The organism is Synechococcus sp. 63AY4M2 (genome assembly GCF_002760475.1).
In the GTDB taxonomy this organism is placed as follows: Bacteria; Cyanobacteriota; Cyanobacteriia; order Thermostichales; family Thermostichaceae; genus Thermostichus.
This window is the reverse complement of sequence record NZ_AXUX01000001.1, coordinates 1,131,509-1,157,768: the sequence shown is the minus strand read 5'-3', so window position 1 is coordinate 1,157,768 and position 26,260 is coordinate 1,131,509. Positions and strand designations below refer to the sequence as shown.

The 26,260-nt window shown below is 59.7% G+C and carries 25 protein-coding genes and 1 tRNA gene; 11 read left to right on the top strand and 15 right to left on the bottom strand.

The features are described 5' to 3' along the window. The 4 genes from SYN63AY4M2_RS05180 to SYN63AY4M2_RS05165 form a co-directional block, all read right to left on the bottom strand. A partial coding sequence (locus SYN63AY4M2_RS05180) for a helix-turn-helix domain-containing protein (protein WP_143597422.1) occupies positions 1–165 on the bottom strand: 165 nt, incomplete at its 3' end. A 299-nt stretch (positions 166–464) separates the two neighbouring features. Continuing rightward, a complete protein-coding gene (locus tag SYN63AY4M2_RS05175; protein ID WP_099812482.1) occupies positions 465–3,665 on the bottom strand; it encodes a multidrug efflux RND transporter permease subunit in 3,201 nt (1,066 codons plus the stop codon). Positions 3,666–3,732: 67 nt separating this feature from the next. Then, the gene (locus tag SYN63AY4M2_RS05170; RefSeq protein WP_099887255.1) at positions 3,733–5,040 is read right to left on the bottom strand and encodes an efflux RND transporter periplasmic adaptor subunit; all 1,308 of its coding nucleotides are present in this window, start codon (positions 5,038–5,040) and stop codon (positions 3,733–3,735) included. A 170-nt stretch (positions 5,041–5,210) separates the two neighbouring features. After that, positions 5,211–6,461 carry an RNA-guided endonuclease TnpB family protein gene (locus SYN63AY4M2_RS05165; RefSeq protein ID WP_099887254.1) on the bottom strand — a complete coding sequence of 417 codons (1,251 nt, stop codon included), beginning with the start codon at positions 6,459–6,461 and terminating at the stop codon, positions 5,211–5,213. A gap of 50 nt (positions 6,462–6,511) precedes the next feature. On the opposite strand from SYN63AY4M2_RS05165, the gene tnpA reads away from it, so the two are divergent. Together tnpA and SYN63AY4M2_RS05155 are read left to right on the top strand one after the other, a co-directional pair. Then, positions 6,512–6,916 (top strand): IS200/IS605-like element ISSoc6 family transposase, encoded by a 405-nt coding sequence (gene tnpA, locus SYN63AY4M2_RS05160; protein WP_011429345.1) that lies wholly within the window; start codon positions 6,512–6,514, stop codon positions 6,914–6,916. 222 nt (positions 6,917–7,138) lie between these two features. Continuing rightward, positions 7,139–7,918, top strand: coding sequence for a hypothetical protein (locus tag SYN63AY4M2_RS05155; RefSeq protein WP_099812479.1), 780 nt, complete (start codon positions 7,139–7,141; stop codon positions 7,916–7,918). 48 nt (positions 7,919–7,966) lie between these two features. Here the strand turns inward: SYN63AY4M2_RS05155 and SYN63AY4M2_RS05150 are convergent, their stop codons facing one another. The 7 genes from SYN63AY4M2_RS05150 to SYN63AY4M2_RS05120 all read right to left on the bottom strand — a co-directional run bounded on the left by SYN63AY4M2_RS05150 (position 7,967) and on the right by SYN63AY4M2_RS05120 (position 14,079). Continuing rightward, entirely contained in the window at positions 7,967–9,262 is a 1,296-nt protein-coding gene (locus SYN63AY4M2_RS05150; RefSeq protein WP_099887253.1) for a class I SAM-dependent methyltransferase, read from the bottom strand. 30 nt (positions 9,263–9,292) lie between these two features. Then, the gene (locus SYN63AY4M2_RS05145; protein ID WP_099887252.1) at positions 9,293–10,375 is read right to left on the bottom strand and encodes a glycosyl transferase; all 1,083 of its coding nucleotides are present in this window, start codon (positions 10,373–10,375) and stop codon (positions 9,293–9,295) included. Between the two features lie 4 nt (positions 10,376–10,379). Beyond that, positions 10,380–11,273 (bottom strand): DMT family transporter, encoded by an 894-nt coding sequence (locus tag SYN63AY4M2_RS05140; protein ID WP_011429349.1) that lies wholly within the window; start codon positions 11,271–11,273, stop codon positions 10,380–10,382. Then, entirely contained in the window at positions 11,273–11,620 is a 348-nt protein-coding gene (locus SYN63AY4M2_RS05135; protein ID WP_099816174.1) for a hypothetical protein, read from the bottom strand. The genes SYN63AY4M2_RS05140 and SYN63AY4M2_RS05135 overlap by 1 nt, the downstream gene beginning before the upstream one ends. 60 nt (positions 11,621–11,680) lie before the next feature. Next, a complete protein-coding gene (locus SYN63AY4M2_RS05130; RefSeq protein ID WP_240527745.1) occupies positions 11,681–11,968 on the bottom strand; it encodes a hypothetical protein in 288 nt (95 codons plus the stop codon). Between the two features lie 95 nt (positions 11,969–12,063). Further along, positions 12,064–13,119, bottom strand: a complete 1,056-nt coding sequence (locus SYN63AY4M2_RS05125; protein ID WP_240530500.1) for a leishmanolysin — start codon at positions 13,117–13,119, stop codon at positions 12,064–12,066. Positions 13,120–13,653: 534 nt separating this feature from the next. Next, positions 13,654–14,079, bottom strand: a complete 426-nt coding sequence (locus tag SYN63AY4M2_RS05120; RefSeq protein ID WP_228375410.1) for a hypothetical protein — start codon at positions 14,077–14,079, stop codon at positions 13,654–13,656. A gap of 724 nt (positions 14,080–14,803) precedes the next feature. On the opposite strand from SYN63AY4M2_RS05120, the gene SYN63AY4M2_RS05115 reads away from it, so the two are divergent. Genes SYN63AY4M2_RS05115 through SYN63AY4M2_RS05105 form a run of 3 tightly spaced genes read left to right on the top strand, consistent with a single transcriptional unit; the run spans position 14,804 to position 19,020 of the window. Beyond that, positions 14,804–17,011, top strand: a complete 2,208-nt coding sequence (locus SYN63AY4M2_RS05115) for a transketolase (RefSeq protein ID WP_099816175.1) — start codon at positions 14,804–14,806, stop codon at positions 17,009–17,011. Between the two features lie 46 nt (positions 17,012–17,057). Further along, the gene (locus tag SYN63AY4M2_RS05110) at positions 17,058–18,383 is read left to right on the top strand and encodes an AAA family ATPase (protein WP_099812472.1); all 1,326 of its coding nucleotides are present in this window, start codon (positions 17,058–17,060) and stop codon (positions 18,381–18,383) included. Further along, positions 18,376–19,020: a hypothetical protein gene (locus tag SYN63AY4M2_RS05105; protein ID WP_011429357.1), complete on the top strand. Its 645-nt coding sequence runs from the start codon at positions 18,376–18,378 to the stop codon at positions 19,018–19,020. The genes SYN63AY4M2_RS05110 and SYN63AY4M2_RS05105 overlap by 8 nt, the downstream gene beginning before the upstream one ends. 35 nt (positions 19,021–19,055) lie before the next feature. Here the strand turns inward: SYN63AY4M2_RS05105 and SYN63AY4M2_RS05100 are convergent, their stop codons facing one another. After that, positions 19,056–19,601, bottom strand: a complete 546-nt coding sequence (locus SYN63AY4M2_RS05100; protein WP_099812471.1) for a GDYXXLXY domain-containing protein — start codon at positions 19,599–19,601, stop codon at positions 19,056–19,058. Positions 19,602–19,660: 59 nt separating this feature from the next. On the opposite strand from SYN63AY4M2_RS05100, the gene SYN63AY4M2_RS05095 reads away from it, so the two are divergent. Beyond that, positions 19,661–19,732 (top strand) — tRNA-Met (locus SYN63AY4M2_RS05095). Between the two features lie 112 nt (positions 19,733–19,844). Here the strand turns inward: SYN63AY4M2_RS05095 and SYN63AY4M2_RS05090 are convergent. Further along, on the bottom strand, positions 19,845–20,237 hold the full coding sequence (locus SYN63AY4M2_RS05090) for a DUF29 domain-containing protein (RefSeq protein WP_049749706.1): 393 nt from the start codon (positions 20,235–20,237) through the stop codon (positions 19,845–19,847). Here SYN63AY4M2_RS05090 and SYN63AY4M2_RS13770 point away from each other — a divergent pair. Further along, the gene (locus SYN63AY4M2_RS13770) at positions 20,187–20,327 is read left to right on the top strand and encodes a hypothetical protein (protein ID WP_168173307.1); all 141 of its coding nucleotides are present in this window, start codon (positions 20,187–20,189) and stop codon (positions 20,325–20,327) included. The genes SYN63AY4M2_RS05090 and SYN63AY4M2_RS13770 overlap by 51 nt on opposite strands. A 34-nt stretch (positions 20,328–20,361) precedes the next feature. Here the strand turns inward: SYN63AY4M2_RS13770 and SYN63AY4M2_RS05085 are convergent, their stop codons facing one another. Then, entirely contained in the window at positions 20,362–20,877 is a 516-nt protein-coding gene (locus SYN63AY4M2_RS05085; RefSeq protein WP_011429361.1) for a TIGR02652 family protein, read from the bottom strand. A 321-nt stretch (positions 20,878–21,198) separates the two neighbouring features. Here SYN63AY4M2_RS05085 and rimP point away from each other — a divergent pair, with 321 nt between their 5' ends. The 3 genes from rimP to SYN63AY4M2_RS05070 all read left to right on the top strand — a co-directional run bounded on the left by rimP (position 21,199) and on the right by SYN63AY4M2_RS05070 (position 23,902). Further along, positions 21,199–21,672, top strand: coding sequence for a ribosome maturation factor RimP (gene rimP, locus SYN63AY4M2_RS05080; protein ID WP_099812470.1), 474 nt, complete (start codon positions 21,199–21,201; stop codon positions 21,670–21,672). Between the two features lie 159 nt (positions 21,673–21,831). Beyond that, a complete protein-coding gene (gene nusA / locus SYN63AY4M2_RS05075) occupies positions 21,832–23,199 on the top strand; it encodes a transcription termination factor NusA (RefSeq protein ID WP_011429364.1) in 1,368 nt (455 codons plus the stop codon). Positions 23,200–23,254: 55 nt separating this feature from the next. Next, positions 23,255–23,902 (top strand): flavin prenyltransferase UbiX, encoded by a 648-nt coding sequence (locus SYN63AY4M2_RS05070; RefSeq protein ID WP_011429365.1) that lies wholly within the window; start codon positions 23,255–23,257, stop codon positions 23,900–23,902. A gap of 141 nt (positions 23,903–24,043) precedes the next feature. Here SYN63AY4M2_RS05070 and SYN63AY4M2_RS05065 read toward each other — a convergent pair whose 3' ends face one another. Further along, positions 24,044–25,114, bottom strand: coding sequence for an alpha/beta fold hydrolase (locus tag SYN63AY4M2_RS05065; RefSeq protein WP_011429366.1), 1,071 nt, complete (start codon positions 25,112–25,114; stop codon positions 24,044–24,046). Between the two features lie 496 nt (positions 25,115–25,610). On the opposite strand from SYN63AY4M2_RS05065, the gene SYN63AY4M2_RS05060 reads away from it, so the two are divergent. Continuing rightward, positions 25,611–26,237, top strand: coding sequence for a cobalt-precorrin-8X methylmutase (locus SYN63AY4M2_RS05060; protein WP_049749809.1), 627 nt, complete (start codon positions 25,611–25,613; stop codon positions 26,235–26,237). Positions 26,238–26,260: the final 23 nt, after the last annotated feature.

Genomic DNA, 26,260 nt, shown 5'->3' with positions numbered 1-26,260 from the left:
GTCCTTCTTGGGTGCTCTGATGTAGCTGTCGAGGTCATACCTTCTCGCCCTACCGGATGGTGTACGTACTGCATGGATCCAGCCCTTCTGTTCCCATCGCCTCAAGGTGTGGAGACACACCCCAAAATAATCCGCCGCTTCTCTCGGTTTTACATACCTAGCCATACCAAGCAGCCATACTGAACATACTGGGCATTATTTTCAGTATAGTCCAGCATATCATTGACTAGAGTCATGCTCCCTTCCTGCAGCGCCGCCCGCCCCCCAGCCACCATCGGGTGAATCTTCTGGTTAGCTGACCTGTTGTACTTGGCCGACTGCCGCTTGCGTAAGCAGAAGAGGGAAAGACAGCACTCTGCACCGCTCCTGCAAGAGGGTGGCTGGGCGCTCTTTCAGCGTGGTTGGCCTACCAACCCTGTCGCTGGAAAAAGCTGGAATCCACAGCCATAGGTTTTGCCCTGCAATCAAGTCGATTCTTCCGGCAACAGACCCTTGGGATCCTCCGGCGGCGGCAGATGGGCCAGATCCCCACGGGATTCGCTCCCCAAAACTCGCGCCTGGATTCTCTTGATCACGACATAGAGCACCGGCACCACCAGCAGGCTGAGCAGGGTCGAGACGAACATACCGCCGATAACAGCCGTGCCCAGAGACTGGCGGCTGGCAGCCCCGGCGCCACTGGCCACGGCCAGCGGGAAAATCCCCAGGATCGTGCTCAGGGCCGTCATGAGGATGGCGCGGAAACGGGTCTCCGCCGCCTGGATCGCGGCCTTGACCAGCGGGATCCCCTGGGCAACCAGTTGGTTGGCAAACTCCACGATCAAGATCGAGTTCTTGCTGGCCAGACCGATCAACATCACCAGCCCCACCTGGCAAAAGATGTCGTTGGCCAGGCCCCGCAGCAGTTGGGCCGAGAGCGCCCCCAGAACCGCCAGCGGCACCGCCAGCAGAATGATCAAGGGATCCACATAGCTCTCAAATTGGGCCGCCAGCACCAGGAAGACGAACACCGACCCCAAAGCGAAGATCAGCGGCGCCTGTCCCCCCGACTCGATCTCTTCCAAGGACAGGCCCGACCACTCGAAGCCAAACCCCTGCGGCAGCAAGCGGGCAGCCAGACTTTCCATAGCCCGAATGGCTTGCCCTGAGCTGAAGCCCGGCAGCGGGCTGCCCTGGATCTCCGCCGAGCGGAAGAGGTTGAAGTGGTTGATGATTGCAGGGCCGGTGGTCTCCTCCACCTGAACCAGGGTGCTCAAGGGCAAAAGCTGCCCCTGCCCACTGCGCACGTAGAACTGGCCGATACGTTCGGGGCTGCCCCGGAAAGCCTGATCCGCCTGCACATAGACCCGGTAGTTGCGGTTGAACAGGTCGAAATCGTTGACATAGGTGCCCCCCAACAGGGTCTGCAGCGTGCCGAAGACCTCGGCCAGCGGGATCCCCAGCACCTGGGCCATGTCCCGATCCACCTTGACCTGCAACCGGGGGGAGTTGGCGTTGAAGGTGGGCGGGTTAATCCGCACGCCCAGGGGGGGTTGGCCCGGCGGGGGCGGCGCGTTGCCCACGAAGAAAAGCGTGTTGGCCGTCTGCTGCAGCAGGTTGAAATCGTTCACCCCCCGATCCTGGAGCTGGAAGGTGAACCCGCCCGTAACCCCCAAATCGGGAATGGCTGGCGGCAAAATCGGGATCACCAACGAGCGGCTGATCCCGCCCAAAAAGGGCCCGAACAGCCGGTTGACAATCGCCTGCGCCGATTGTTCCGGTCGCCGCCGCTCGTCCCAGGGCTTGAGGGTGGCGAAGATTAACCCGTTCCCCGGCGAGGGCCCGGTAAAGCTGAACCCCCCCACGATCACCTGGTTTTCGATTTCCGGGATCCCGTCCAAAATGGCGCTGGCCTGCCGGATGACCCGGTCGGTGTAATTGAGAGAAACCCCCGGCGGCCCCTGGATGATGGTGATGAAAAAGCCCTGATCCTCATCCGGCACAAACCCGGTCGGCACGACCTGGAACAGCCAGTAGGTGAGGCCCAGACAGGCGACAAACCCCGCCACCACCAGCAGCCGCAGCTTCACCACCAGCTCCAGGAACCGACGATAGGCGGCGCGGATCCCTTCCACGGCCCGGTCAAACCAGCGCAACAGCCAAAACATCTGCTCCGAACGGGGGCGGATCAGCAGCGCCGACAACGCCGGAGCCAGGGTAATGGCATTGAAGGTAGACAGCGAAACCGATACGGCAATGGTGACGGCAAACTGCCGGTAGATGCGGCCACTGGTGCCGGGAAAGAACGCGATTGGCACAAACAGGCCCAACAGCACCAGCGTCGTGGCGATCACCGCCCCCAGGACCTCGTTCATCCCCGCCGAGGCCCCCTGCAGAGGCCGCATGCCGCGGTCGCGGATGTAGCGGGAGATGTTCTCCACCACCACGATGGTGTCGTCCACCACCAGGCCGGTGGCCAAGGTGAGGCCGAACATGGTCAGGGTGTTGATGGAAAAGCCGAACAGGCGCACAAACGCAAACGTCCCCAGCAGCGCCACCGGGATCGTGACAGTGGGGATGAAAGTGATGCGCCAATCCTGCAAAAAGATAAACAGCACCAGCACCACCAGGACAATAGCCTGCAGCAGGGTGAAGATCACCTCCTGCACCGACTCCGTAATAAACAGCGTGGCGTCGAAGGCGATCTCGTAGATCAAGCCGGGCGGGAAGCTACGGGAGAGCTCCGCCAACGTCTGCCGCACCTGCCGCGACACCTCCAAGGCGTTGGCATCCGGCTGCTTGGTGATGGCGATCCCCACCGCCTCCTGGCCGCCGATGCGGAAGAACGTATCGTAACTTTGGGCCCCCAGCTCCACCCGACCCACGTCGGCAATGCGCACCAAGCTGCCGTCGGGGCTGGCTTTGAGCACAATTTGGGCAAACTCCTCCGGCTGCGACAGCCGCCCCGTAGCCTGGACGCTGATCTGAACCTCCTGATCCGGGGGGCTGGGCTGGCTGCCGATCTGTCCGGCAGGCACCTGGATGTTTTGCTGGCGCACGGCGTTCACCACATCCAGCGCCGTCAGCCCATAGCCGGCCAGCCGCGTCGGATCCAGCCAGATGCGCATGGCATAGGTGCGCTCCCCGAAGACGATGACATCGCTGACGCCGCGAATGCGCCGCAGGGCATCGCGCACGAACAGCTCGGCGTAGTTGCTCACAAACAGCTCGTCGTATTCCCCTGCCTCTGAGCGCAGCGCCACCACCTGCACAAAAGCGCTATCGCCGGCCTTTTCTACACTAAGGCCGTTTTGGATCACCTCTGCCGGCAGCCGCGCCTGCACCCGTGCCACCCGGTTTTGCACATCCACAGCCGCCGTGTCCAGATCCCGATCCGGGCTGAAAGTGACGGTGATCTGGCTGGTGCCGTTGCTGCTGCTCACCGAAGAGATGTAGCGGATGCCCTCGACGCCGTTGATCTCCTGCTCCAGCACATTGGTTACCGCCGTCTCCACCGTCTCGGCATCGGCTCCAGGGTAAACGGCGGTCACCCTCACCGCCGGCGGCGCCACCTGCGGGTAGTAGTCCACCGGCAATAGGGGAATGCTCACCGCTCCCACCAGCACAATGATGATGGAGCAGACGCTGGCAAAAACAGGACGGCGAATGAAAAAGTCGACAAACATAGGCCAGGGATCCGCGTAAGGAGTAGAAGGGGATGACCAAGTTGGGAAACCGCTCAAGAGGAGAAATCTAGGGCGGGGATCCAGGCGGTCTCCCCTCCCCTTGCATCCTCTGCTGCAAAAGCACCTCATCGACAATCGGGGCGCCATCGCGGATTTTTTGCAGGCCGCTCAGCACAATCGGCTCGTTGGCCTTCAGCCCCTCCAGCACCTCGTAGCTGTTGCCGTAGAGGGATCCCAGCCGCACCGGCCTTTGCACCGCCACCGCCCCGGGGGGCTTGCCCTCCTCAGGTGGCTCTGTCGTCTGCACCGTGTAGACAAAGGTTTGGGCGCCCAGACGGGCTACCGCCGTTGCCGGCACCAGCAAAGCTGGCCGCTCCTCCCAGAGGATGCGGGTTCGCACAAACTGGGCTGGTCGCACCAGCGGGCCGTAGGCCTTGCGCAACTGGCCGGCGGGGTTCTCCAGCAGGGCCTTGGCCAGCACCGATTGCGTGCTGGCATCGGCTTCAGGCGCGATGAAAGAGATTTGGCTGGTGCCGATCACCTCGCCGCGGCTGTCCAAGATCTGCACCGGTGTGCCGATGCGCAGGCGGGGGGCCTGCTGCAGCGGGATATTCAGGTTCAGCTCCAGCGCCTGGGTTTGGGTCAGGGTGGTCAAAACCGTCTGGGGCGTCACATAGTCCCCCTGCCGCACCAACACTTCCCCGACAATACCGGCAAAGGGAGCCGTGACCTGGAAAAACTGCAATTGCACCTGCTGCCGCTCCGCCTCGGCCCGGGCCCGCTCCACCTCCCGCTCTGCCCGCACAATGGCCGCCTCTTGGGCCCGGATCTGCTCCTGTTGCGCCGCCAAGGCCGCCTCCGCCTGGCGCAGATCGCGGCTGGACTGATCCACTTGCGCCTGGCTGATGGCCCCCTCGGCCAAGAGGCGCAGGTTGCGCTGGTGTTGATCCCGGGCGAACTCCGCCGCTGCCTCCAGCCGCAGGCGATCCGCCCGCAATTGGCTGAGCACGGCTCGGCTGCTCTCCAGGTTGGCCTGAGCCGCCGCGATCCCGGCCGCTTGGCCGGCCACCGCCGCCTGTTGTTGCCGGCTGTCGATGGCAAACAGAGGCGCCCCGGCAGAAACCTGGGATCCCAGCCGCACGAACACCTGGGTCACCTGGCCGCTCACCTGGGGCCGAATACTGGCCACCTGCTGGGATCCGAGGCTGGTGATGAACTCCGACGTCTCCTGAATGAGCCGTTCTTCCACGGCGCCGATGGCCACCGGTGTCGGCTGGCCTTCTCCACTCTCCATGCCGCGAGGGGGCCCGCCGGGCCGACAGGCAGCCAGGAGCAAAGAAAAACCCAACAGCGGCAGAACTGTTCGCAATCGCATCCTCAACCTGCTCCCCCAACGAGCACCCAAACAGAGGGATCCCCCATCTGCATTGGCTCAACCAACCAAGGTAATGAGCCTGTGCCTTCCTGTGCCTGTGCAAAAGCGCTGGCCATCCTTCCCAATCCAGAACTAAGTTGACACTCCCGCCGCCTGAAGGCGGGGGATTCTTACGCAGTCCACAGAAGGACCCGTAACGGCGTTGTCAAAGCGCCTCTAGACAGTTCCTTAAGGCAAAGCCCCAAGGTTCTGCTTACTTTCTTAAGCAGGTTGGCGGCAGCATTTGCCTCAGCGTTGACCAACCACCCCTTTGCCGTTTGGTACAGGCCCCGCTTGACACGCTTCCCAGAGGGTCTCCACCCGTCGGGTTTTTCACCATAATTAGGTAGCTCATCTCCATCTAGGAAGCTCGCCTGCGAACTGTACGCCTCCTCCGCCTCGATAAACTCAATGCCATAGTGCTGACATAATTCCGCAATACGCTCCTTTAACCAACCTGTTGGAATTAAAACAAAGTTTTGGTTATTGACCTTCCCTAAACCGCATTCTTGCTTTTGTTCTTTGTTCCAACCAAAGATGATTCTCCCAATCGAGTGGTGCAAACAGAAGTCAATGACCTTGCGCGCAGCTTTGTGAATTGCATCTCGCATCCTCCGGCTTCTTTTTTCCGTAATTCGCTCAAGTTTCTGCGACCAAAACCCCTGCGGCTTGTCAGTCTTAAGCCTAGCCACCTCCTTGTTGTACCACTGGTTAAAGGATTTGACTTTGCGTCCGTCAATGATGAAGCTATGCCCTAAGTTGCTAACGCACGTAAGCCAGTTGTTTACTCCGTGGTCAATTGCTAGTACCTTTTTTGGATCCAGCGATTGCGGTTGAGCGGGCTTAGCATAGATCCACTCCAAGTAGAACACCCCATGCCTGGGCAGAATTCTTAGCTCCTTAATATTTTTCCAATCTAAGTTGGTAGGAAATCGTATCCAGAAAGCGTCTATCCCAAACCAAGCTTTGACCTGGTTGCCGAGCGGCACTCTGACTCTTCCTTCTTGGAACTTAAGCCACTTCTTCGGGTATGCTACCGTGAACATTCCCTTCTTACGGTAGCGCGGTAGGTTTGGTCTTAAGCTAATCTCTTCTTGCAAGAAAAGTTTCAGCTTTGTCTTAAAACTACTTAGTGCCTCAGCTACAGACTTACACGTCTGTTGTGCGGCGGAAACATACATTGCGATAAAGTGCTTGTTTTTGGTTCTCACCATTTCAGCGCAAAGCTCACCATAGCTTGCCCATCGCTTTGTTTTGAAATAGACTTGTCGCGCATAGTACAAAGCGCAGTTGTACACCTTATTAGACTGTTGACACAAGTACTCTAATACGGGGAGTAGCTCCCTGTCCCTGACGAGAACCTGCTGACAGCCGTACCCCATACTTGTTGGTAAGTGGCATGATAACTGCAGTCTAACATAAGTAAGCAACAATGCGAGAGGGAAGCCAACGGTACAATCACTACAACCATGCTGTGGGGCTAGCGGTTGTTCGCCTCGTTTTTTGCCCAAAGAGAAGGAAAAAGGTCTTGGTAGGAGAAGTCAGGAACAGGTTGTTTGAGCTATGGCAGGAGCTGTCTAGCGAGAAGGGTTGGCATGTGAGAGCGATTGAAATAGCTCCAGACCATGTCCACCTGTTTCTTGAGATTAAGCCTACCGACCCAATTCATCTTGTGGTAAAAGCATTCAAAGGTAGAGCTTCCAAATATTTAAGGCAGAAGTTTCCTAACCTGCGAAAACTACCTAGCCTTTGGAGCAGAAGTTATTTTTTCTGTACTGCGGGGAATGCTAGCGCTGAGGTAATTCAAAACTATATCAATGACCCACATCATTGGTAAGCGACTAAAGTCGCTCTCGGGCTTTTCCGCCCCGCGCTAAAGTGCGAGGCTACCAAGCTATCCCTCTGTGTAGGCTTAGCCAAAAGCCCAGCTTCGGGATCCAGAGCCCCAACTGGCCGGACAACGGCCATCTTCGGCTAGACTGTTCCAAAGTTGTCGCGCAAGCAGCGGGTCTTTTGTTGCCTGGCGCGAAGGCGAGTTGCCGGGGTTAAAAAAGCTGACATGAGAACTGTGGCCGTAACCTGGTTTCGCCCACCGCAGCTTCAGCTTCGTCCTCAGCACTGGCTGTGGAGCTGCCTCGGGGCAGCAGCCATCACAGCCCTCACGGCGGCTGCCGCTTGGGCGCGGCCGGTGTTGGAAGTGCGCATGACCATGGGCTTGCCCATCAGCCCCAACTACTGGTACCTGGTGGCCCTCAGCCGGGCCGGCAGCCCCGGCCCCACCGCCAATCTGGTGGATCCCAATGTCCGCGTCGGGCCCAATGAGTATGCTTTTGTCCAGAACTGGGACTACCTGATCCGGGTTACCCCCCTCAACGAAGAGTCGGTCTTGCAGTCCACCATCCAGCGGTTTGGCGAGCCGGAGCGGGAGCTTGCCGTCGGCTTCAACCAGGTGCGGGTGGAGCGCCTCAGCCGCGACCGCGACACCCTCCGCTTGCAGATCGACATCTCCGAGCTAGAGGGCCTCGACGGGCGGGATCAGGATATCCAGGTGGCTCTCCTCACCGCCCGCGCCCCCTTCCGCGTCGCCCCCGAGGAAACCAACTTGGCCATTGACGCCACCCGCGGCGAGCTGCCCCACTACTACCGCCTCAGCCTCTCCAACCAGCGGCAGGTGGTCGTGGACGATCCCCAGCGCCAGGAGACGATGCGCCGCAGCCGAGAATTGATCCAACAAAGTGGCTCCGGGGCTGCCCTCAGCCGCGAGCTCATCGAGGGGGGAGCCTTGGAAATTTTGGCCGCCAACATCCTCACCTTTGAGCTGCGCCTGGTGGATCGCTAGGGATCCGCTCCCCTGCGCGCCCAAGGCGGGGCCCAGATTGCCGCCATTTCAAGCCCCTTCTGCGCCAAGAGAAGCTGGGCTGGGATCCAACATCACAAACAGAAACGACTCCAGCCCCGCCAGGTAGGTGAGCACCTGCTCCTGGGCCGCTTCCGGTTCTATCTGATGGGCTTGGGCCGCCTGCTCGATCAAGCTGGCCACCGCCACTGGCCCCTGCAAGAGGGATCCCAGCCAGGCCATCTGGGGAGCCGGAATGGCGAGGCGGCCGCGGCTGGCCCCCGGCCAGTTCATAGTAAACTCCAGCTTCTTTTCGTAGGCCTGGGCGAAGTTGCGGCGAAATTCGGCATTGTCCATCAGGATGGGGTTGAGCTGCACCCTGCCCTCCAGCCAGTCGGCGTCGCTCCAGGGCAAGACCAGGGAAGAGCCGGGGTGCTCGGCCCAAAAGTCGATCAGGCGGTGGTCGGGGTAGATCAGCTCGTAGAAGTGGTTTTGCTCGGCGGGAGAGAGCTTGTCCAGCTCCGCCTCTAGCCAAGCCGGCATGGCTCTGTCTTTAAACAGCAGCGCCGGATCCCAGTCGGCGTAGTCCACCAGGCAAACCAAGCCCAGCTCTGCCTCTTGGAGCATGCGCATCAAGTCTGGGATTAAAAACCCCTTGTCGCCGGGCAAGAGGTAGTTGGCGCGGATGTTGGTGTCGTCGCTGTAGATCTGGGGATCCCAGTGCAGGGAGACCCGCAGCTCGTCAGAGGCCAGGCTGGCCATGAACTCCCGCACCCGCCGGCAGGCTTCGGGCGTGGGCAGATCAAACAACCCCAGCAGCCGGAACGCCTCCTGCATGCGCAAGATCACCTGCCGCTGGTAGGCGTGGTGCAGGTTGGCCCGCAGGATGCCGTCCGGCTTGAGCACCCGCTTGAGCGCCTTCAAGCCCGCCACCGGATCCTCGAGCAAATAGAGCACGTCGTTGAGGCTGATGAAGTCAAACTGCTGCCCCAGTTGTTCAATTTCCAGCAGGTCGAGGGCGTACAGCTCCACCTCTCCGAAGCCGTGGTAGCGCAGGCGTCGCTCCGTCCCCCGCACCGACTCCGGCGAGAGGTCGCAGGCCACCAGCCGTGCCCCCGGGTTGGCCTCCGCCAAGATCAAGGTCTCCCAGCCGGAGCCACAGCCGACATTGAGGATGGCGATCCCCTCGCTGGGCAGGATGGCGCGGGTGCGGGCGTATTGGGCCGTCGTCCAGCTTGAGCGGTATAGGCTGCCGATGGCGTTGCGCCCTGAGGCCTCAACGGGCACGTTGGGATAGGGCAGTTCCTCGTAGACTTGCCGCAAAGACTCGGTCGTGCTGCCGGCCATGGGATCCGCTCCAAGAAGCTGCTCCCTATGCTACTGCCTCAGGAAGGCCGCGATGGCAGCGGCAATGGCCTCATTGCCCCCGCGATCCAGCTCCTCCGGCGCCTGGGGTGGGTGAGGGGGATCCCGCAGGAAGTCCCAGGATCCCGCAAAGAACTCTTCCGGCGAGAGGATGCGGTGCCATCCGTAGCGCCGCAATCCCTCCACCAACAGGGGCGACTCGGCAAACCCCGACCGGTTGACACAGGCCATGGGCGTGCCACAGCGCAGCGCCTCTGCCAAGGTGCCATAGCCCGGCTTGGACACCACCCAACGGCAGAGGGGCATGACATCCACCGGCCGCCACACCTGGCCGTCTAGAATCTGCAAGTTGGGCAGAGCAGGAGCCTTTGGGTCGAAGGTGAGAAACTGCCAGTCGGGAAAATCCGTCAGCCGCTCGTAAGGCAAGCCCTGCAACCCCAGCCCGCCAAAGGTTAACAAAACCGTGGGCCGCTCCCGCTCCAGCCCCAGGCGCCGGGCCACCTCCTCTCCTGAGTAGCGCGGATCCGACCCCGTCAGCCCCACTGCCTCTTGGTGAGGGAAGGCGGCCATAGGCTCGGCAAAGGGCAGGCGAAACAGCCGCTGGCAGCGCCCGTACAGCTCGCGGATCCAGGCCACCAAGGGCTGAAACTGGGGGCCGTAGTCTTGGTAGATAAAATCCCAGCCGAAGTTGCTGGCCATCCAGCAGGGGATCCCGGCGGCCTCGGCAATGGCGGTGGCGATGGGGGGCACATCCGCCAGGATCAACGGCACCCCCTGGCTGCGAATGAACTCGGCCTCCTCCCGGATGAGGTCGGCAGCCCCCGCTTGAAACGCCTTGAGAGCAGCCAGCGTGGCCGGCAGATCCGCCTGCAAGCCATCCGGCTGCACCACCCCCACATCCAAACCCCGCGGCCGGTGCACAAACTCCCCTTCCCCGTAGCGCTGCAGCAGCCAGGCGGGGGCCGGCGTCACCCAAATGGGCAGGATCTGCGCATCCTGCCGCCGCAAAGTGTTCACCACCGCCGCCAGCCGGGTGACGTGCCCAAACCCGTGGGCCGTTGCCGCTACATAGAGAGGAATGGGATTCACCGCCATAGCCTTAAGAAAGAACAGGCTGAGGTTTTTCCCGCCGGGATCCCCAGAGGTTGCCGGCCAAGATAAGTCCCAGGCCCAGCACCGATCCCGGCGCGATCGGCTCCCGCAACAGCACCCCAATCAGCCCCAGCGACAAGAATGGCGTTACATAGACCCAATTGGCCAGGGATCCGCGCTCGTGGGCCAGCTCCAGGGCCCGCAGCCAAAACACAAAAGTCAACCCCATCTCCGCCAAGCCGATGTAGGCTGCCCAGGCCAGCCCCGCCATTGTCCACCTCAGCTCCTGAAACGGCAAGAGCAGCAGGCAGTAGAAGCTGCCGAAGACAAACCCCATGAACAGCTTCAGCACCGCGTCCCGTCCATCCCGCACATTGAGCAGCCAGTAGAGGGCCCAAATGGCAGCGCTGCCCACCGCCAGCCCCACCCCCCAGGGATCCTCCACCTGCCAGGTGTCCCAGGATCCCCCCGTGGCCACCAGCACCGCCCCCACTAGGCTCATGCCCAAAGCCAGCAGCAGCCGCCCGCGCAGGCGCTCCCCCAACAGCGGCGCCGCCAAGAGAGCCAGCAGCAGCGGCCAGGTGTAATTCAAAGCCAGCGCCGCCTGGGCCGAGAGGCGATCATAGGCCTGGAACAGCACCCCGTAGTAGCCAAGCGGGTTAAGTAGCCCCTGCAGCGCCGACAAGGCAATCTGGGATCGCTTCTGCTGGCGGACAAGATGCGCCCGCCCTGTAGCCACCAGAACCATCCCCAAGATCAGGCAGGAGCTGCACGCGGAAAAAATTAGCAAAAGCGTTGGCGCAAGGTGTTGCAGGCCAAACTTAAAGGCGCTGGCCGCCGTGGCCCAGCCCAAGATAGCTGCCGCCAGGTAGGCATAAGCCCGCCAGGGATCCCTGCCCATCAAAAGCGGTCCAGATCCCTGTCGTCCGCCTTTGGCCTAGCTCCGGTGGAAAGGCCCAGCCGCGGCGCCACCACCCAAACGTAGAGCAGATAGCCCAGCCCCGCCACCACTGCCCACCTGAGAACGGTGCCGAAAACCCGGAAGAACAGCCCGACCAGAAGAATACAGCCCAGAATGGCGAAGACCGTCACCAGTGGACGCCCCCAAGTCTCAACCCAAGCTCGGACGGCACTTTTCCCCTGAGACGCAACGGATGTTCCTGGATCCCCAGAGGCCGCCGCCGCTTGCTCCAGTTCACGCTCAAGCTGTTTCAGCCGTTCTTGTTCTGAGAAAGAGAGATCGGACATAGAGAGCAGTCTCCAGCGGTGTCACCTCCATCTTACGAGCTGCTCCCGAAGATGGGCAGACTAAGCCCGCGCCGAAGGGATCTCCTGAACCATAGCCCGGAACAGATCCAAAGCCGGGCCAGGGCGACGGTTAGGACGCGGAGCCGGGATCTCGTTGGGCACAAACGGCTTCTCAACCACCACCTTGGGCTTGGCAGGCGTAGCCGTTGCCGCAGGGCTAGAGGACTGGGTTGGAGCGGATTGGGCAGGCGCCGGACGAAAAGGGCCGGTAACAAAATCCACTAGGCCGCCGAAGAGAATGCCAAAGAAGGAAAAAAGACCGCCGAACAGCTTTTTGAGGATGCCCATATAAGAGTTTGCCGATGTCGTAAAGTTCTGCAACTGGCCATTCATTATTGTTAAGAACGGGCAGCTTGGCTATAGGTAGATATGCTTTTTTCGACTCAGGGATCCCATACCTGCCTGCCGGTGGCATCAAACCGCCGCAGCGGCAGGGCCAACTCCAGCTCCTGCAGCTCCAGCGGCTCCGAGAAGCGCCGGCTGCGCCCCAGCTCAAAGCCATCCGCTGCCGCCGGATTCACCGCGTAGCCGATATCCGCCATGGCTCCCACCGTGAGGATGCTCAAGGGGTTGGGCACCCCCCGGTCGAGGCGGCTGGTCATCAGCTCGCGGCCCAAGACGCTCTCCCGCCAATGGGCATCGCGGGATCCCTCCCCAAACTGATTCTCTAAAGGAACAGAAGGGGCGTTCCCCCCCAATGTGATAAAAGCGTCAACTGCCCGCGGGCCGATAAAGCGGGGGTCATAGCCCGGCGGCGTCGGCTGATCCCGCCCCACCAACCCTACCGTCAGCCCCTTGGGATCCCAGACGCTGGGCAAAAAGCCAAGCGCATGGCCCAACTCGTGCAGGGCAGTAATGGGCAGATCCCCCCGCTCTTCCAAAGCCGAGAGGTTTTGGCTGTTGAAGAGCACAATTGAATAGAACGGCAAGCCATTCGAGGCCCGCACAAAGCAAGGAGCCGCCCCCCCCAAAACCCGCTCGTTGCCTAGGTCTCTCGCCCTCACCTCTACCAACAGATCGTCAATGGGGAAATTGAGCGGCGTGCTGGGAAATCCCCGATTGCATGCGTCGGCCTGAATAGAGGTGGGGGGCAAATCTGGCTGGTCCCCGACAATGATCTGCTGCCATCTCAAGGCCGCGCTGCGGACAATGGCTTGCTGACTGGGAGTGAGGCTGTTGTCGGGAAAGCGAAGGTCGATCGTGAACTGGGGAACAGAGGTAGGCGTCAGCGAAGGCAGAACAGTCGGGGTAGGGGTGAGGACGACAGCTGGAGTAGAGGTGGGAACGATGGTTGGAATGGGAGTAGGAATGACACTTACCGAAGAGGAACCACCACTTCCCCCGCAAGCCTTGAGCGCCAGCAGCAAGAGCATCGCCACCAGGGATCCGATCGGGCGCAAGCTCCACGTTCTGCCGCCAAGCTTCCGAAAATCCTTCACACTGCCTCCCAACCCAAAAGCCCCACAGCCCAGACAGATCATACCGGTTGCCTCCATTTGCCGAGCAGGATTGGCCCTGGGCTCTGCCACCCATACCCATTCTCAATGGGCGATGTCTAGGAGGCTGGGGAAACCTCTGTGGATCCTCATGAACAAAAACTGGGGCCTGAATGACACAGCAAGGATAGCTTGGTAGCCCCGTATTTTAGTGCGGCGAGGAAAAGCCCGTAAGCAAGTTGCTCGCCAATGGTGTGATTGTTGATGAGGCGTGCCCTTCCTAGGCAAGCACCCAAAACGGTGAAAAACCCGAGTAGGGGCAAGCGCCCAGGAGATGTCTCAGCTAACTTGCTAAGTAGGCAGAACTTTGGGGCTTTGCCCCAAGGAACTGTCTAGAAGCGTCTTGACAGCCCCCTTGCGAGTCCGTTCCTGGACTGCGTAAGAATCCCCTGCCTTTAGGCAGTGGGAGTGTGAATAATAACAGTCACCTCAAGAGTGAGCGAAGATGGGCCTGGCGGCACGTTTTTTTGAGCCCTTTCAATCCAGCAGGTCGGAAGAACCGTCTTCCTCTTCTAGGCTCCAACCCGCCCCCAAAGCGTCCGCTGCTGCCGCCCGCAACGCCTGAGTGTCCGCCCACAACTGCGCAGGATCCGATAGCGGATCCGACAAAGGCACCAAACGCAAGATGCGGCTCTCTTGAACCAGATCGATCACCACACTGGGCCGTTCCCCCTCCAGGCCTGCCACCTCCGAGGGGGAGGGATCCCGCAAGCAGGCGTAGTCAAAGCTGTTTAGGTTGAGATAAAGGCTGCGATTGGCCACCAAGGTAGCCGCCGTTGCATCCTGAAACACCTCCATCACATAGCCCTCCCCCTGCTTTCGTACCCGACCATCGACAATATCGAAGTAGCGAACCCGCCCCAGATCCGCCAGAAGACGGTAAATATCCCGCTTATTAACCAAAATTCCGCTATCTACGATACAGGGGGCACAAGGACGAGTGTCTGTCATGGAGCAGTCGGTCTTGGGGAGCAAGCGGATCGACAACAGGCAAGAAGCAATTAGAAGTAATGCTCAACAACAGCTAGCAACCATCGCAAATCCTCTAGAAAATAGCAACCCCCCACAAGTCTAAGACTCGGGCAAACAAAACCAGAGAACCTCAGGCAATCAAGACGAGAAAAAGTCAACAGCCCTACAAACTTAAGCCATTGCAGTACAGCCCTTTGCTTTGCTCCAAAAAGCCTCTAGCCTGCTTCTCGGAAAGGCTCAGTTCTGGCCTCCCTCGAATGTACCACAGCTTTCCAAAAAGGGGCACCGATCCCTCCCAGGTAAAGGACAAGGGAAACTGGTCAATAGCCAGCAGATTTTCATCTGTATATTGTGGGAAAATAGGTGATTAAAGGGTTTGAGACACTAGATATTGTAGGTAAGGGTGAGGACGGGCCATCGCGACCGAACCTCTGCCCTAGGATGGATCTTGGCTACCCTTTTGATTTACTTGTCCAGATCGTCTGTCATCGATGACGAAAGCTTGCCAACAGCCTGTTGGGCCGCACCACCCACCGCTTGACCAACTTGGGGGCCGAGAGGGGTAGCCTCAGTTAGACGAGTTCTGCTTAGAACATCCAAGAGGCTCTATTAGGTTTAAAGTGAGGAGTAACCCGACAAAGAGTGAGGCTCGACCATGACGCTGGCTCAGGAGGCAACCGCCCAAATCCCCGCCTTTTGCGAAGGGATCCGCTACTTTGGCGATCCCTGGCCGGAATTCGACCGCCTGGGTCAGGAGCCTGCAGTGGATGCTGCCACCGGCAAGCTGCGGGATCCGGGCAGTCGCATGGCCGCCTACCAAACCCTGCTCTATGCCGATGCGCTGCGCTATCTCACGCTGCAGATGACCGCCAGCAAAGCCTCGGGCCACCCGGGCGGCTTTGCCAGCCAAGCGGAAGCCTACGCCGCTTTGGTGTACTTGGGCCAAAAGAACATCCCTACCGAGGTGGGCCACCACGCGCCCGGATTCTATGCCGCCATGTTCTTGGATGGATCGCTGGCGGAGATGGGCATCCACACTGTCTCCGACTTGCAGGCCCGCTTTCGGGAACGGGAAGGGCTGCTGGGTCACCTCTCTGGCTACATCCCCGGCCTGCTGGCGCCAGCAGGGCCGCTGGGGCAGGGGCAGCACTTTGCTATGGCCGCCGCCTTGCTCTACCCGGATCGGCTCTTCCCCGTCACCATCGGCGATGGGGGCCTGGGGGAGCCCTACGTGATGAGCTCCATGATCCACTTTCACACCGCCTTCCCGCAGCGCACCAACTTCCTGCCGGTGCTGGTCTGGAACGGCTACAGCCAAGAGCACCACAGCATGATCTCTACCTTCACCAACGCTCAGATGGCCGAGTACTGGCGGGGCAACGGCTTTGAGGAAGTGGTGCTGGTGGATGCCAAAGACTTCGACGATGCCCAACAGCCTGGCCCCTACGTGGATAGCACCCAATTTTCCCTGGAAGCCCGCTTGGCCTTTGTCCAAAGAGTGCTGGTAGAGATGGAACGGGCCATCCAGTGCGCTCTAGGCGGCCACCTGACGGTTTTCATCCTCAAGCAACTGAAGGGGGCAGGCGTGCACGCCAAGGGATCCAAATCCCACAACCTCTACGCCCACCACACCTTGGATCACCCCGACATCGTGGCCGCTCTGGAGGCACGGGCCCTGCACCCAGCCGCTTGGGCTCTGGTGCGCCAAAATTGTGAACGGGCTGCTGGCGGGCCGGCAGCCAAGGTGGTGGTAACCGAATTCGTCCGCCCTCTGCCGCCCTTGGGATCCCTCAACTTAACCGAGTTCTCCCTCGGCGATAAGCAGGTTTCCACCACTGCCATCGGCGCCCTGGTGCTACAGGTGGGGCAGAAAGACCCCGACTTTCTGGTGGCCAACGCTGACGGCAATGAGGCCTCTGGCCTTGCCAATGTCAACCAGGGCCTGAAAGTGATCCACCCCACGGCGGATCCCCTCTACAACCAACAGCCCCAAGGGCAGGTCTACGAACCCCTTAGCGAAGATGCTTGTGCCGGCCTGACGGCAGGCCTGGCGCTCTTTGGCGGGCGCTCCCTGTGGTGTTCTTACGAATCCTTTGCCGTCAACGGCCTGCCCATCTGGCAGACGGTAACCCAGGCGATGGCCGAGCTGCGCCGCCCCACCCCTTCCGCCATTGCTCTCTACACCGCCGGAGCCCTGGAACAAGGCCGCAACGGCTGGACCCACCAACGCCCGGAAATTGAAGCCTACCTGGCGGCCATGATGCGCAACGGCAACATTTTCCCCCTCTTTCCCCCCGACGCCAACTGCGCCCAAGCCGCCTACGAGTGGGCCTTGTCTACCTACAACAAAGGGATCCCGATCTTTGCCAGCAAAACCCCCCTGCCCATCCGCACCACCCTGGAACAGGCTCGCCAAGCAGTAGAGCAGGGCTGCACCGTGCTGCAGGAAGTGCCCGGATCCCGCACCGTGGTCTTTGCCGTGGTGGGGGATATGATCCTCCTGCCCGTCTTTGCCGCCGCTGAACAGCTCAAGGCCCAGGGGATCGGCAGCAAAATTGTCTCTGTGGTCAGCCCCCGCCGCCTCTATCGCCCCGGCGATATAGCCTGGTCTACCTGTGCCCAACCCGATGGGGAGTTCATGTCTGACCAGGAGTTTGCCGCCTGGTTTGCCGGCGAAGCCCTTATCGGCGTGACCGGCGGCTCCAGCCTGATGTTGGAGCCCCTGTTGCTGCGCTACACTGGCCCGCGCGACATCTTTGCCTGGAAACGCGGCGAAACCACCGCCACCCCTACTGAGCTCATGGACTACAACGGCCTGACAGCCCAGGCGCTGGCAGAGAGGGCAAAGCAATTGCTAGGCTAAGGGCGAGCTTTTAGCTTGGTCAGCATTGTCCACCTTATTTTTTCCTATGACTGAGGCTAGCTATCTCCGAGAGAAGCTTGAGAGTATATCTCCCACCGAGAGGGTAGAGCGAATTGTTGTCCAACGCTTTGCTGTTCCTCTCCTGCAGGCGCTTGGCTTTGACGAGTCGGAAATTAGAGAAGAATTCGAGACAGGTTGCGGCCAGGTCGATCTCGCAGCAAGAAAGAACGTAGATCCTGAAGATATTTTCTTGAGATCCCCGAAGAATCCCTACTTGCTTTTGGAGGCAAAATCTAGAGCAGTTAATCTCAGAGAAGGATCTTACTATAGAGATGCAGTTTGTCAGATAGAAAGTTACTTGCTTGCCAAGAACTGCAAATCTGCAAAATGGGGAATTATCACCAATGCAAATAACATCCAGCTTTGGAGGAAGCACGGAAAAGTCGTCCACCCCGCTACAGCAAACCTTGATATTAGCTCAGATAACATTGAGAGCATAGTGCGTAACTTGCGAGACAAGATAGAAAACTATGAGCGCGCTCTGACTGTATGCATGTATAACAATAAAGGGGGCGTAGGCAAAACAACGACGGTCATTAACCTTGCGGCAACACTAGCAACCAAGAGAAAAAAGGTCTTAGTTGTTGACTTTGATTCTCAGGGTGATCTGACAAGAAGTTTGGAAGCCACTCCTGGAAAAATTACACTGACGCAATGTTTAAAGGATCCCAAAATAGACGTCCATGCCATTGTCCAAACATATAAACTCAAGGGATTTTCCATCTTCGACATTATCCCAAGAGACCCTGAACTAGAGACGTTGACTGATAGCCGGGCAGTAGCATATATCCCAAAGGGAACTCGGCGCCTTCGCGATCTCATTGCCCCTCTTCGCAATGAGTATGATTACATCCTAATCGACTGCCCAACTCAATGGCTTTACTTTAGCCAGAGTGGTGTTTTTGCTGCCGATGTTATTTTGATACCTACCCGCCCCGACGATCTGTCTTCCCTGAATAATGCTGCTAGAGTAATCACCAGCTTTGTTCCAGAAACTGCTAGGTCACGACAGGATGGTGGCCCTATTGCTTTGCCTACCTTTTTCAACGGCGTCTCTTCGGGAAGTGAATACACTATTAGACTAGCTCACGAAGAGATACAGAAGCTTATCAACCAGGAGAAAAGTGTAGATCTACGTCCATATTTCTGGCCGCATTTTAAGAAAGGTAATGAAAACAAAAGCATTTTTAGGATACCTGACTATGCAGTGATATCCTCTGCAAAGTTTGCTCGAATTCCTGCCGTCTTTAAGGACAGGAGAGTTTTAGAATACTACCAGAGTCTTGCCCGTGAGTACTTTATCGATGAGTGAGTTTTCAGATCTAGGTAGGTTGGTTAACTTACCCCTTGAGAGCATTACGCCCGCCGACGGGTTTTCTGCTCCCTCCTTCCTTGTTGCCGCAGCCGCAGATCAGCTAAGGGCGACAGGAGGACACAACTGGGTTCCTCTGCTGGTGGTCGAGGCTGGCAACTATCAGTACAAGGCCATTGGTAACCATTTTGTCTATGCAGTTGCTCGAGAGGCAGGGCTGGAGAGGCTCTGGTGCATTGTTGTCGATCCCGACCCAGAGCAGGTTAAGCAGGCCCAAATCCTCACCAGAGAAATTGTCCCAAAGGTGAATCTGACAGAGGCCCCGAGAGAAACTATCTTGGCCGCGTTGAGATACCTGGCCGAGCAGCCCGGCACCCCCCTTAAGGGAGTTGATATAACCATTGCAGCCGCGCGAATTGCGGAGGCAGATAGGAGCTGGTGGCAGGACTTAACCCCCATAACCAAGCTGGGGTGCAAAATTACACGAGGCAAAAAGTTGGAGGCCCTGAAAGAAGTATTTTTTCTAGCTCCTACAGCGCCACCTCCTAGCCAGAAGAAGTCGTCTAAAAAATCCACAGCATCTGCCAGGGCCAAGAAAACAAGCGCAACTCGCTCCCGCAAAAAGAAAGAGGGCTAGAAGGGCGGCAGAGCAAGACCAGCTTTACTCTTCTCTTAGTACCGCTGTTCTCCTACCCAAAGGCCCACCAGCGCTGCCTGGCCCCAGGGATCCACCTTCACCTCTGCTCGCAGGGTTTCTGGGTTGCGGCGGATCTCTAGTTCCAGAACATCTCCCAGCGCTTCCGAAATGAAAAACTCTTCGATCCCAAACCTAAGCTGCCACCCATCGAACCAACCTTGCAGGGCGACCTCCGCAGGCTGCAGATCCTTGGGTCGGTCGCGGCTGATGCCGATGGCCTGCCAGGGTTGAGCGGGATCCCCGGCAGGAGGAGCCAAGCACAGGTAGAGGATCCCTGGCTTAGCGAGCTCAGGGGACCAGCCGGGCAGTTTCTCTAGGGTGGAAAGCTGGGCAACGGTGTAGCTCAAAGCTACGTAGCGGCCCCGCAAGGGGTCATAGGGATCCAGAGGAGCAATCTGCAAGTAGATCGGGGAGCCAGTGGCAAGGGTAAGCGCCTTCCGAGCTGGCACCAGCCCAACCAGGCCCACCTGCAGCACCAGGGCCAGCCAAAACAGGGATCCCTTAAGAAAAGGAGGCGACATTGCCAGCCGACGAGAGCAACTTCCTGCACAAAGATGCTATCCTAGTTAAGCATCTTCCCGGCTCAGTAGCTCAGCGGTAGAGCAGGGGACTCATAAGCCCTGGGTCGCGTGTTCAAATCACGCCTGAGCCATCCTTCCTAAGGCTCTGGTTACAGCTTGTGGAGGACAGTTAAGCTGGAGCTCCGGCTTTTGCTCTCAGGTTGCAAGAGGCGGCACTTCCAAGGGCGAGCAAAGCCCCTTGAGCTATTCCGATCCCGGATAAAAGCCGAGATCCATTACCTGCTCAAGCGTGTAGGGACACTCGGCGGGCAGATCCTCTTCCGAGAGCGGCGTTTCTTTCACCACCAACAGGATCCCGTCTTGGTAAGCCTCTGGCAGAGCTGCCAAAAGCTCAGGCTTTAGGCTAGGACTCTCTTTGAGCAATTGCTGGATTTGGCGACGTTGTTCGCTAATAGTTGCCCGCCAACTTTTGCCGCGAAGCTGGAGCTGGAACTGCCCCTTGAGGAGGTGTCCCGGCAGGATCCCCAAGCGATTGACCAATTCGCGGCGCTCTTGCCTGCCCAAAGCCTCGATTTCCTCTGCCAGATGGCCCGCTCGCTCCGAGAGGCAGGGTTTCGCTTTGAGCAGTTGGAACAATTCTACATGCCTAGCCAACCAAAGTGGTTCGGCTACACCTACTGGGGTATAGCCTCCCCTGAGCCGGAGGGGGGATCCCAGGCGGGTTAGCCGCTTCTAAAGCCCGACCTTGCCTTTCTCAGGGCTAGTCACAGAACTGCAGCCGGGATTGCGGCTGTCGCATGGCCGGATCCAGCTCGCAGATCAGCTCGAAGTTGATCACCCGCCAGCGCTGCGGCGAGCCACCGGCTCCTTCAGGAAGCTGGGAGCTGAAGCTAACCGGCAGGCCGTAGAGGCGGGGTGGGCCGGGGCGCCGCTGGGATCCCTGCTCCAGGTAGGGGGTGAGCAAAGAGCGGTAGCGCTCGGCCACGATCACCTGCGTGGCCCGCATCCCCTGCATGCGCAGGCGATCCAGCTCTTCGTGAATCTCGAAGCGGATCCCATCGGCATGGGTGTGCTGGCGGTACCAGCGGCCTTCCCAGAGGCGCCAACGCCGCCCTGATTGCAGGTGAACCAGCTCCTCTTGCTCGGGATCTGCCTCAAAGGCGCCGTGGCGATGGCAGAGGTAGGTATCGGTCAGGGTAAGGGCCGCAATCGTCTGCCGACAGTGGGGGCATTGAATGCTGGGGCCAAAGATGGGATAGGAGAAAGCAACGGTCATAGGAAACCCCACAGAATGCGGCTGGGTGTCTGGGCAAATCCGCGGCTGTCCACATTAATTATAGGTGTGGCCTTTTGCAGATCTGGCTCACGCGGATCCCTCTGGCCAAATCCGACAAAGTATTCTAAGATCATAGCCAGGGAAAAGCCTGCCCAAAGCCCCCCGCGACGGCAGGTAGATTCCCAAGGATCTCCGCAATGATAACGGGGAGTGGGTAGCGCCCACTTCTTTGCTTTTTTAGGGGGAAGATGCCCCCGCTGCCGGCTCCAGCTTCGCTGGGCTGGGATCTGGCCGTTACACCGAGTTGGCGATGAGTTGGCTATGGTTCACCCTCTGATCCCGCAGTTGGAGAGTCTGGCCCGTCCCTTGGCCGCTCGACTGGGGTACGAGTTGGTACAGATGGTTTTTCACACCAACCAGTATCCGCCGGTGCTGCGGGTGGATATCCGTCCGCTGGATCCGGAGCAGGAAACCAGCCACGCCGATTGCGAAGCTATGAGCCAGGCCTTGGAAGTGGAGCTGGATCGAGTGGATCTGATCCCCGGCCATTATGTGCTGGAGGTCTCCAGCCCCGGCATCAGCAACCTCCTCATCAGCGACCGCGACTTTGTGGTTTTCAAAGGGTTTGCGGTGGAGGTGACGGTGGATCCCCCCTACAAGGGCAAAGCTGTCTGGTCAGGGCATCTGCTGGGTCGGGATGAGGAGAAAGTTGCCCTATCCCTCAAGGGACGGCGCGTGCAGTTGCCCCGCGCCTCGGTGCAGCGGGTTGTCCTCTCAGAGGCGGAAACCGAGTAGAGGAATGGGGATAGAGAGGACGTTCGAGCGCGAAGTGTGTTGCCCTGTCTTCGCGTCGGAGCTGCCTGCTGTGCGGCGATGCATTTCCCGTCAGGATTGCGGAGCAACAGTGATAGCAGTTTCATCCCAGCTTAAGTTGCATTAGGAGGACAACAGCTTATGTCGATGGTGCCTCTGCCCGGTTTGGCAGAAATGGTGGAGATGATCTCGCGGGAGCGCAACTTGCCCCGCCATGCGGTCACCAACGCCTTGCGGGAGGCGCTGCTCAAGGGCTACGAACGCTACCGCAAAACCATTCAGCGAGATGTCGTCTTTGAAGAAGACCACTTCCGCAACTTCGATGTGGAGCTGGATGTGGAGGCAGGGGGCTTTCGCATTTTGGCCACCAAAACCATTGTCGAGGAGGTACGGGATCCAGATCACGAGATCTCCCTGTACGACGTGCAGCAGGACTACCCGGAAGCCGAAGTTGGCTGGGAAGTAACCAATGACGTCACTCCCCAACAGGCGGAGTTTGGCCGCATGGCGGCCATCCAAACCAAGCAGGTGCTGGCCCAGAAGTTGCGTGACCAGCAGCGCCGCCTGATTCAAGAAGAGTTCCGCGACCTGGAAAATACCGTGTTGCAGGCACGGGTGCTGCGCACGGAGCGGCAGACGGTGATCATGGCGGTATCCAGCGGTTTTGGGCAGCCGGAGGTGGAAGCCGAACTGCCCAAGAAGGAGCAGTTGGCCAGCGATCGCTACACCCCCAACGCGGTGATGAAGGTCTACCTCAAAAAGGTATACGAGGGATCCCGGCGGGGGCCGCAGCTTTTGGTTTCTCGGGCCGACGCCGGCTTGGTGGTGAACCTGTTCGCCAACGAGGTGCCGGAGATCGAAGAGGACATTGTGCGCATCGTGGCGGTGGCGCGGGAGGCCAACCCGCCTTCCCGCAACGTGGGGCCGCGCACCAAGATTGCCGTCGATACCGTGGAGCGGGACGTGGATCCGGTGGGGGCCTGTATTGGGGCAAGGGGATCCCGGATTCAGGCGGTGGTGGCAGAGCTGCGCAACGAGAAGATCGACGTCATCCGCTGGTCGCCGGATCCGGCCACCTACATCGCCAACGCCCTCAGCCCGGCCAAGGTGGTGGAGGTGCGGTTGGTGGATCCGGAGATCCAACAGGCCCATGTGCTGGTGACCAGCGACCAGCTCAGCCTGGCCATCGGCAAAGAGGGGCAAAATGTGCGCCTGGCCGCTCGCCTCACTGGCTGGAAAATTGACATCAAGGAAGTGGAGAGCTACCGGGCAGCGCTGGAGGAGGCGCAAGCGCAGGGGCTGCCGTATCCCTTCATCACGCCGGCGGCTTTGGAGCGCTTCCGGCGGCGGGAAGAGCGAGCCGCTTTGGGGCTGGACGAGGAGTACCCAGAGAAGCTTCGCCTAGAGGAGGAGCTGGAAGAGGACGATAGGCTGGAGGAAGACTGGGTCGAGGAAGACGAGGACTTCGACTACGACGCCGAGTTCGACATCGCCCAGCCCAAGGCCTAGAGCCGAGGGGCCTCGGCAGTCGGTAAACTGAGGTAAAGACCCTTTCCGCCTGCCCTTGAACTCCTCCCAGCCGATCATCCTTGGTATATCGGGCGCCTCCGGGATGCTCTACGCCGTGCGCGCCCTACACGTTCTGCTCAGCCTGGATTACCGCGTCGAGGTGGTGGCCTCCAAAGCGGCCTATCAGGTGTGGCAAGGGGAGCAAGGGGTGCCGTTGCCGGCAGATCCCCAGCGGCAGGCCCAGTTTTGGCGGCAGCAGGCCGAAAGCGAGGGCGGATCCTTGGTCTGCCACCGCTGGCAAGATGTGGGGGCAACCATTGCCAGCGGCTCCTACCGCACGCAGGGGATGTTGGTGATCCCATGCAGCATGGGCACGGTAGCCAAGTTGGCCGCTGGGCTGAGCTCTGACCTGCTGGAGCGGGCGGCTGACGTGCAGCTCAAAGAAGGCCGCCGCCTGGTCATCGTGCCGCGGGAAACCCCCTTCAGCCTCATTCACCTGCGCAACCTGACCATCCTGGCAGAGGCAGGGGCGCGCATCGTCCCGGCCATTCCGGCCTGGTACCACCAGCCGCGTACCCTCTTGGACTTGGTGGACTTTGTGGTGGTGAAGGCCCTGGATCAGTTTGGCATCGACAGCGACCTCATCCAGCGCTGGCAGGGGATGCGTCAGCGTCAGATCCTCAAGCTGCCCCCCGAGGACTAAAGGGATCCCTTGGCCCTCATCCCTAGCCGCTTTCCCAACCGGAGAGGGAGGTTCCCACCTAGCGCGATCATTCATCCATACATAAGGTTTCACCGCTAGCAGGGAGGGCACTGCTGAACCTGGGCAGGGGAACTGGCTGGACTAGCCAGCCGCGGGATTCTTGCGAAGGTGGGTGGACAAGTTAGGGCAAGTCTCCAGGCTAGCTGCCCACTCACTAATGAGGGTGTTGACCCAGTGGGGCAGCTCGTCGTGAGCGCAGTGGCCCACCCCTGGCAGCTTCACCAACGTAAGAGCCGGCTGCCAGCGCTTAAACTGATCCGCCAAAAAGCTGGGCACCGCCGGATCTTCCTGGCCCCAGAGGAGGAGAATGGGCATCTTGAGCGTGGGCAACAGGCGCTTGGGACTGTCGAAGCGGCGGCAGAGAATGGCCCTCAGGCTATCCAAAAACACGTGGGCTGCCCCCGGCTCAAAGGCCGGCCTCTGGAAGATCTGCACCAGCTCCTCGTCCACCTGCTCGTCCCGCTTGTAGACATTTTTGATCCAGGCCCGCAGCACCTCGGTTTGTCGCAGCCAGTTAAACAAATGAGGATAGGTGAGCGGGCAGCCCAAAACAGCCAGGATCCCTTCGCAAAGGGCCTGCACCAACACATCCCAAGGAGGGGACAATTCTTCGGGGTGAGGCCCATCGGCACAACTGATCAAGCACAAACCCTTCACCATCTGGGGATAGCGGGCAGCCACAATCACCCCCACCAGGCCCCCAATGGAATGGCCTACCAGGAGGCTGGGCTGCTGGATGTGGGTTCGCCAAAACTCGTACACCTGCTCGACCCACAGATCGACGCTGTAGGCGATCTCCGGCTTGGCACTCTCGCCAAATCCCAGCAGGTCGAGAGCATAGACGGAGCGCTGGGATCCCAGAGGAACAATGTTGTGGCGCCAATGGCCCACCGAGGCCCCAAAGCCATGGATCAAGATGGCCGGAGCCGCCGTCAAGTTCACCTGGCCGCTGGCGGTTTGGGCGCGACTGGGGGTGTAGGTGAAATGAATAGGCCAGCCGCGCCAGAGCCAGGTTTGGGAATGACCATAGCGAGGAAGCCCTGAGACGGGATCCCTGCTGCCGACCGAAGAGGGGGGCGTCGCAGGGGAGGGGAAACCTGCCCCGCCGACAGCAGCAGAGGGAGAAGAAGAAGGAGGGTTATGTTCAGGCAAGGGAGGATTGACACTCCCACCGCCTAAAGGCGGGGGATTCTTACGCAGTCCACAAAAGAACCCATAACGGCGTTGTCAAAGCGCCTCTAGACAGTTCCTTAAGGCAAAGCCCCAAGGTTCTGCTTACTTCTCGCTCCAGAGGATTTGTTGCTGCTCGGGTTTTTCACCGTAGTTAGCGTTTTCCCCTGGTCTGGCTAGGATTATAGCAGTTAGCAACTAAAGTCGCTAGCGGGCTTTTCCGCCCCGCACTAAAGTGCGGGGCTACCAAGCTATCCTTTTGTATGTGACAACAGCAGGCCCACCTCCATCAGGATAGACCGATCTTAGCGGTTGCTGGAGGGCGTCTAGAGTGGACTGGAGGGGCGTTTCTCTCAGATAACCCTCTTGAGCGGCTTTTTCTGGACATTCCCCACCCCTTTTTCCAAACAAAACCGCTTGCGTCAACAGGATGGAGAAAACCCTCCTGCCAGATGTGGCTCTGCCTACCGATCCCATGATGGATGAAACAGCTTGGATAGACCCCATTACAGCGGCCAGCTTCCGCCAGATTGACCAAGAGATCGGCCCCCACCCCTGGCAAGGGATCCCCTATGAGATCGTGCGCCGCGCCATCCACGCCACCGCTGACTTCGAGCTGCGGGATCGCTTTGTGTTCAGCCCCACGGCAGTTGAGGCGGGACTGGCGGCCCTGCGGCAACGGCGGCCGCTGGTGGTGGATGTGCGGATGGTGGCCGCCGGGATCCAAGCTGGCCTCGCGGCGCAGGGGATCCCGCTCCATTGCGCTTTGGACTGGGCAGAAGAGCCTCTTGAAGCCGGGCAAACGCGCACGGCCCAGGGGATGGTCAAGGTAGCCCGGCGCTACCCGGAAGCGATCTTTGTCGTCGGCAACGCGCCCACGGCGCTGCTGGCGCTGGTGGAAGAGATGCGGGCCCAGCGGATCCGGCCCAGCCTGGTGATCGGGGTGCCAGTGGGCTTTGTGGCAGTGGAAGAGGCCAAACGGGCGCTAGCGCAAACGGATGTCCCCCAGATTCGGGTGGAGGGCCGCAAAGGCGGATCCCCGGTGGCCGCTGCCATCGTCAATGCCCTACTGCTGGCCGCCCGCCGGGATCCCATCCCCAACTGACTAGAATTGGAACGACATCTTCA

Coding starts and splice junctions, on each gene's coding strand:
- SYN63AY4M2_RS05175 (WP_099812482.1), bottom strand. CDS start 3,665: ATGTTTGTCGACTTTTTCATTCGCCGTCCTGTTTTTGCCAGCGTCTGC.
- SYN63AY4M2_RS05170 (WP_099887255.1), bottom strand. CDS start 5,040: ATGCGATTGCGAACAGTTCTGCCGCTGTTGGGTTTTTCTTTGCTCCTG.
- SYN63AY4M2_RS05165 (WP_099887254.1), bottom strand. CDS start 6,461: ATGGGGTACGGCTGTCAGCAGGTTCTCGTCAGGGACAGGGAGCTACTC.
- tnpA (WP_011429345.1), top strand. CDS start 6,512: ATGCGAGAGGGAAGCCAACGGTACAATCACTACAACCATGCTGTGGGG.
- SYN63AY4M2_RS05155 (WP_099812479.1), top strand. CDS start 7,139: ATGAGAACTGTGGCCGTAACCTGGTTTCGCCCACCGCAGCTTCAGCTT.
- SYN63AY4M2_RS05150 (WP_099887253.1), bottom strand. CDS start 9,262: ATGGCCGGCAGCACGACCGAGTCTTTGCGGCAAGTCTACGAGGAACTG.
- SYN63AY4M2_RS05145 (WP_099887252.1), bottom strand. CDS start 10,375: ATGGCGGTGAATCCCATTCCTCTCTATGTAGCGGCAACGGCCCACGGG.
- SYN63AY4M2_RS05140 (WP_011429349.1), bottom strand. CDS start 11,273: ATGGGCAGGGATCCCTGGCGGGCTTATGCCTACCTGGCGGCAGCTATC.
- SYN63AY4M2_RS05135 (WP_099816174.1), bottom strand. CDS start 11,620: ATGTCCGATCTCTCTTTCTCAGAACAAGAACGGCTGAAACAGCTTGAG.
- SYN63AY4M2_RS05130 (WP_240527745.1), bottom strand. CDS start 11,968: ATGGGCATCCTCAAAAAGCTGTTCGGCGGTCTTTTTTCCTTCTTTGGC.
- SYN63AY4M2_RS05115 (WP_099816175.1), top strand. CDS start 14,804: ATGACGCTGGCTCAGGAGGCAACCGCCCAAATCCCCGCCTTTTGCGAA.
- SYN63AY4M2_RS05110 (WP_099812472.1), top strand. CDS start 17,058: ATGACTGAGGCTAGCTATCTCCGAGAGAAGCTTGAGAGTATATCTCCC.
- SYN63AY4M2_RS05105 (WP_011429357.1), top strand. CDS start 18,376: ATGAGTGAGTTTTCAGATCTAGGTAGGTTGGTTAACTTACCCCTTGAG.
- SYN63AY4M2_RS05100 (WP_099812471.1), bottom strand. CDS start 19,601: ATGTCGCCTCCTTTTCTTAAGGGATCCCTGTTTTGGCTGGCCCTGGTG.
- SYN63AY4M2_RS13770 (WP_168173307.1), top strand. CDS start 20,187: ATGGCCCGCTCGCTCCGAGAGGCAGGGTTTCGCTTTGAGCAGTTGGAA.
- SYN63AY4M2_RS05085 (WP_011429361.1), bottom strand. CDS start 20,877: ATGACCGTTGCTTTCTCCTATCCCATCTTTGGCCCCAGCATTCAATGC.
- rimP (WP_099812470.1), top strand. CDS start 21,199: ATGGTTCACCCTCTGATCCCGCAGTTGGAGAGTCTGGCCCGTCCCTTG.
- nusA (WP_011429364.1), top strand. CDS start 21,832: ATGTCGATGGTGCCTCTGCCCGGTTTGGCAGAAATGGTGGAGATGATC.
- SYN63AY4M2_RS05060 (WP_049749809.1), top strand. CDS start 25,611: ATGGATGAAACAGCTTGGATAGACCCCATTACAGCGGCCAGCTTCCGC.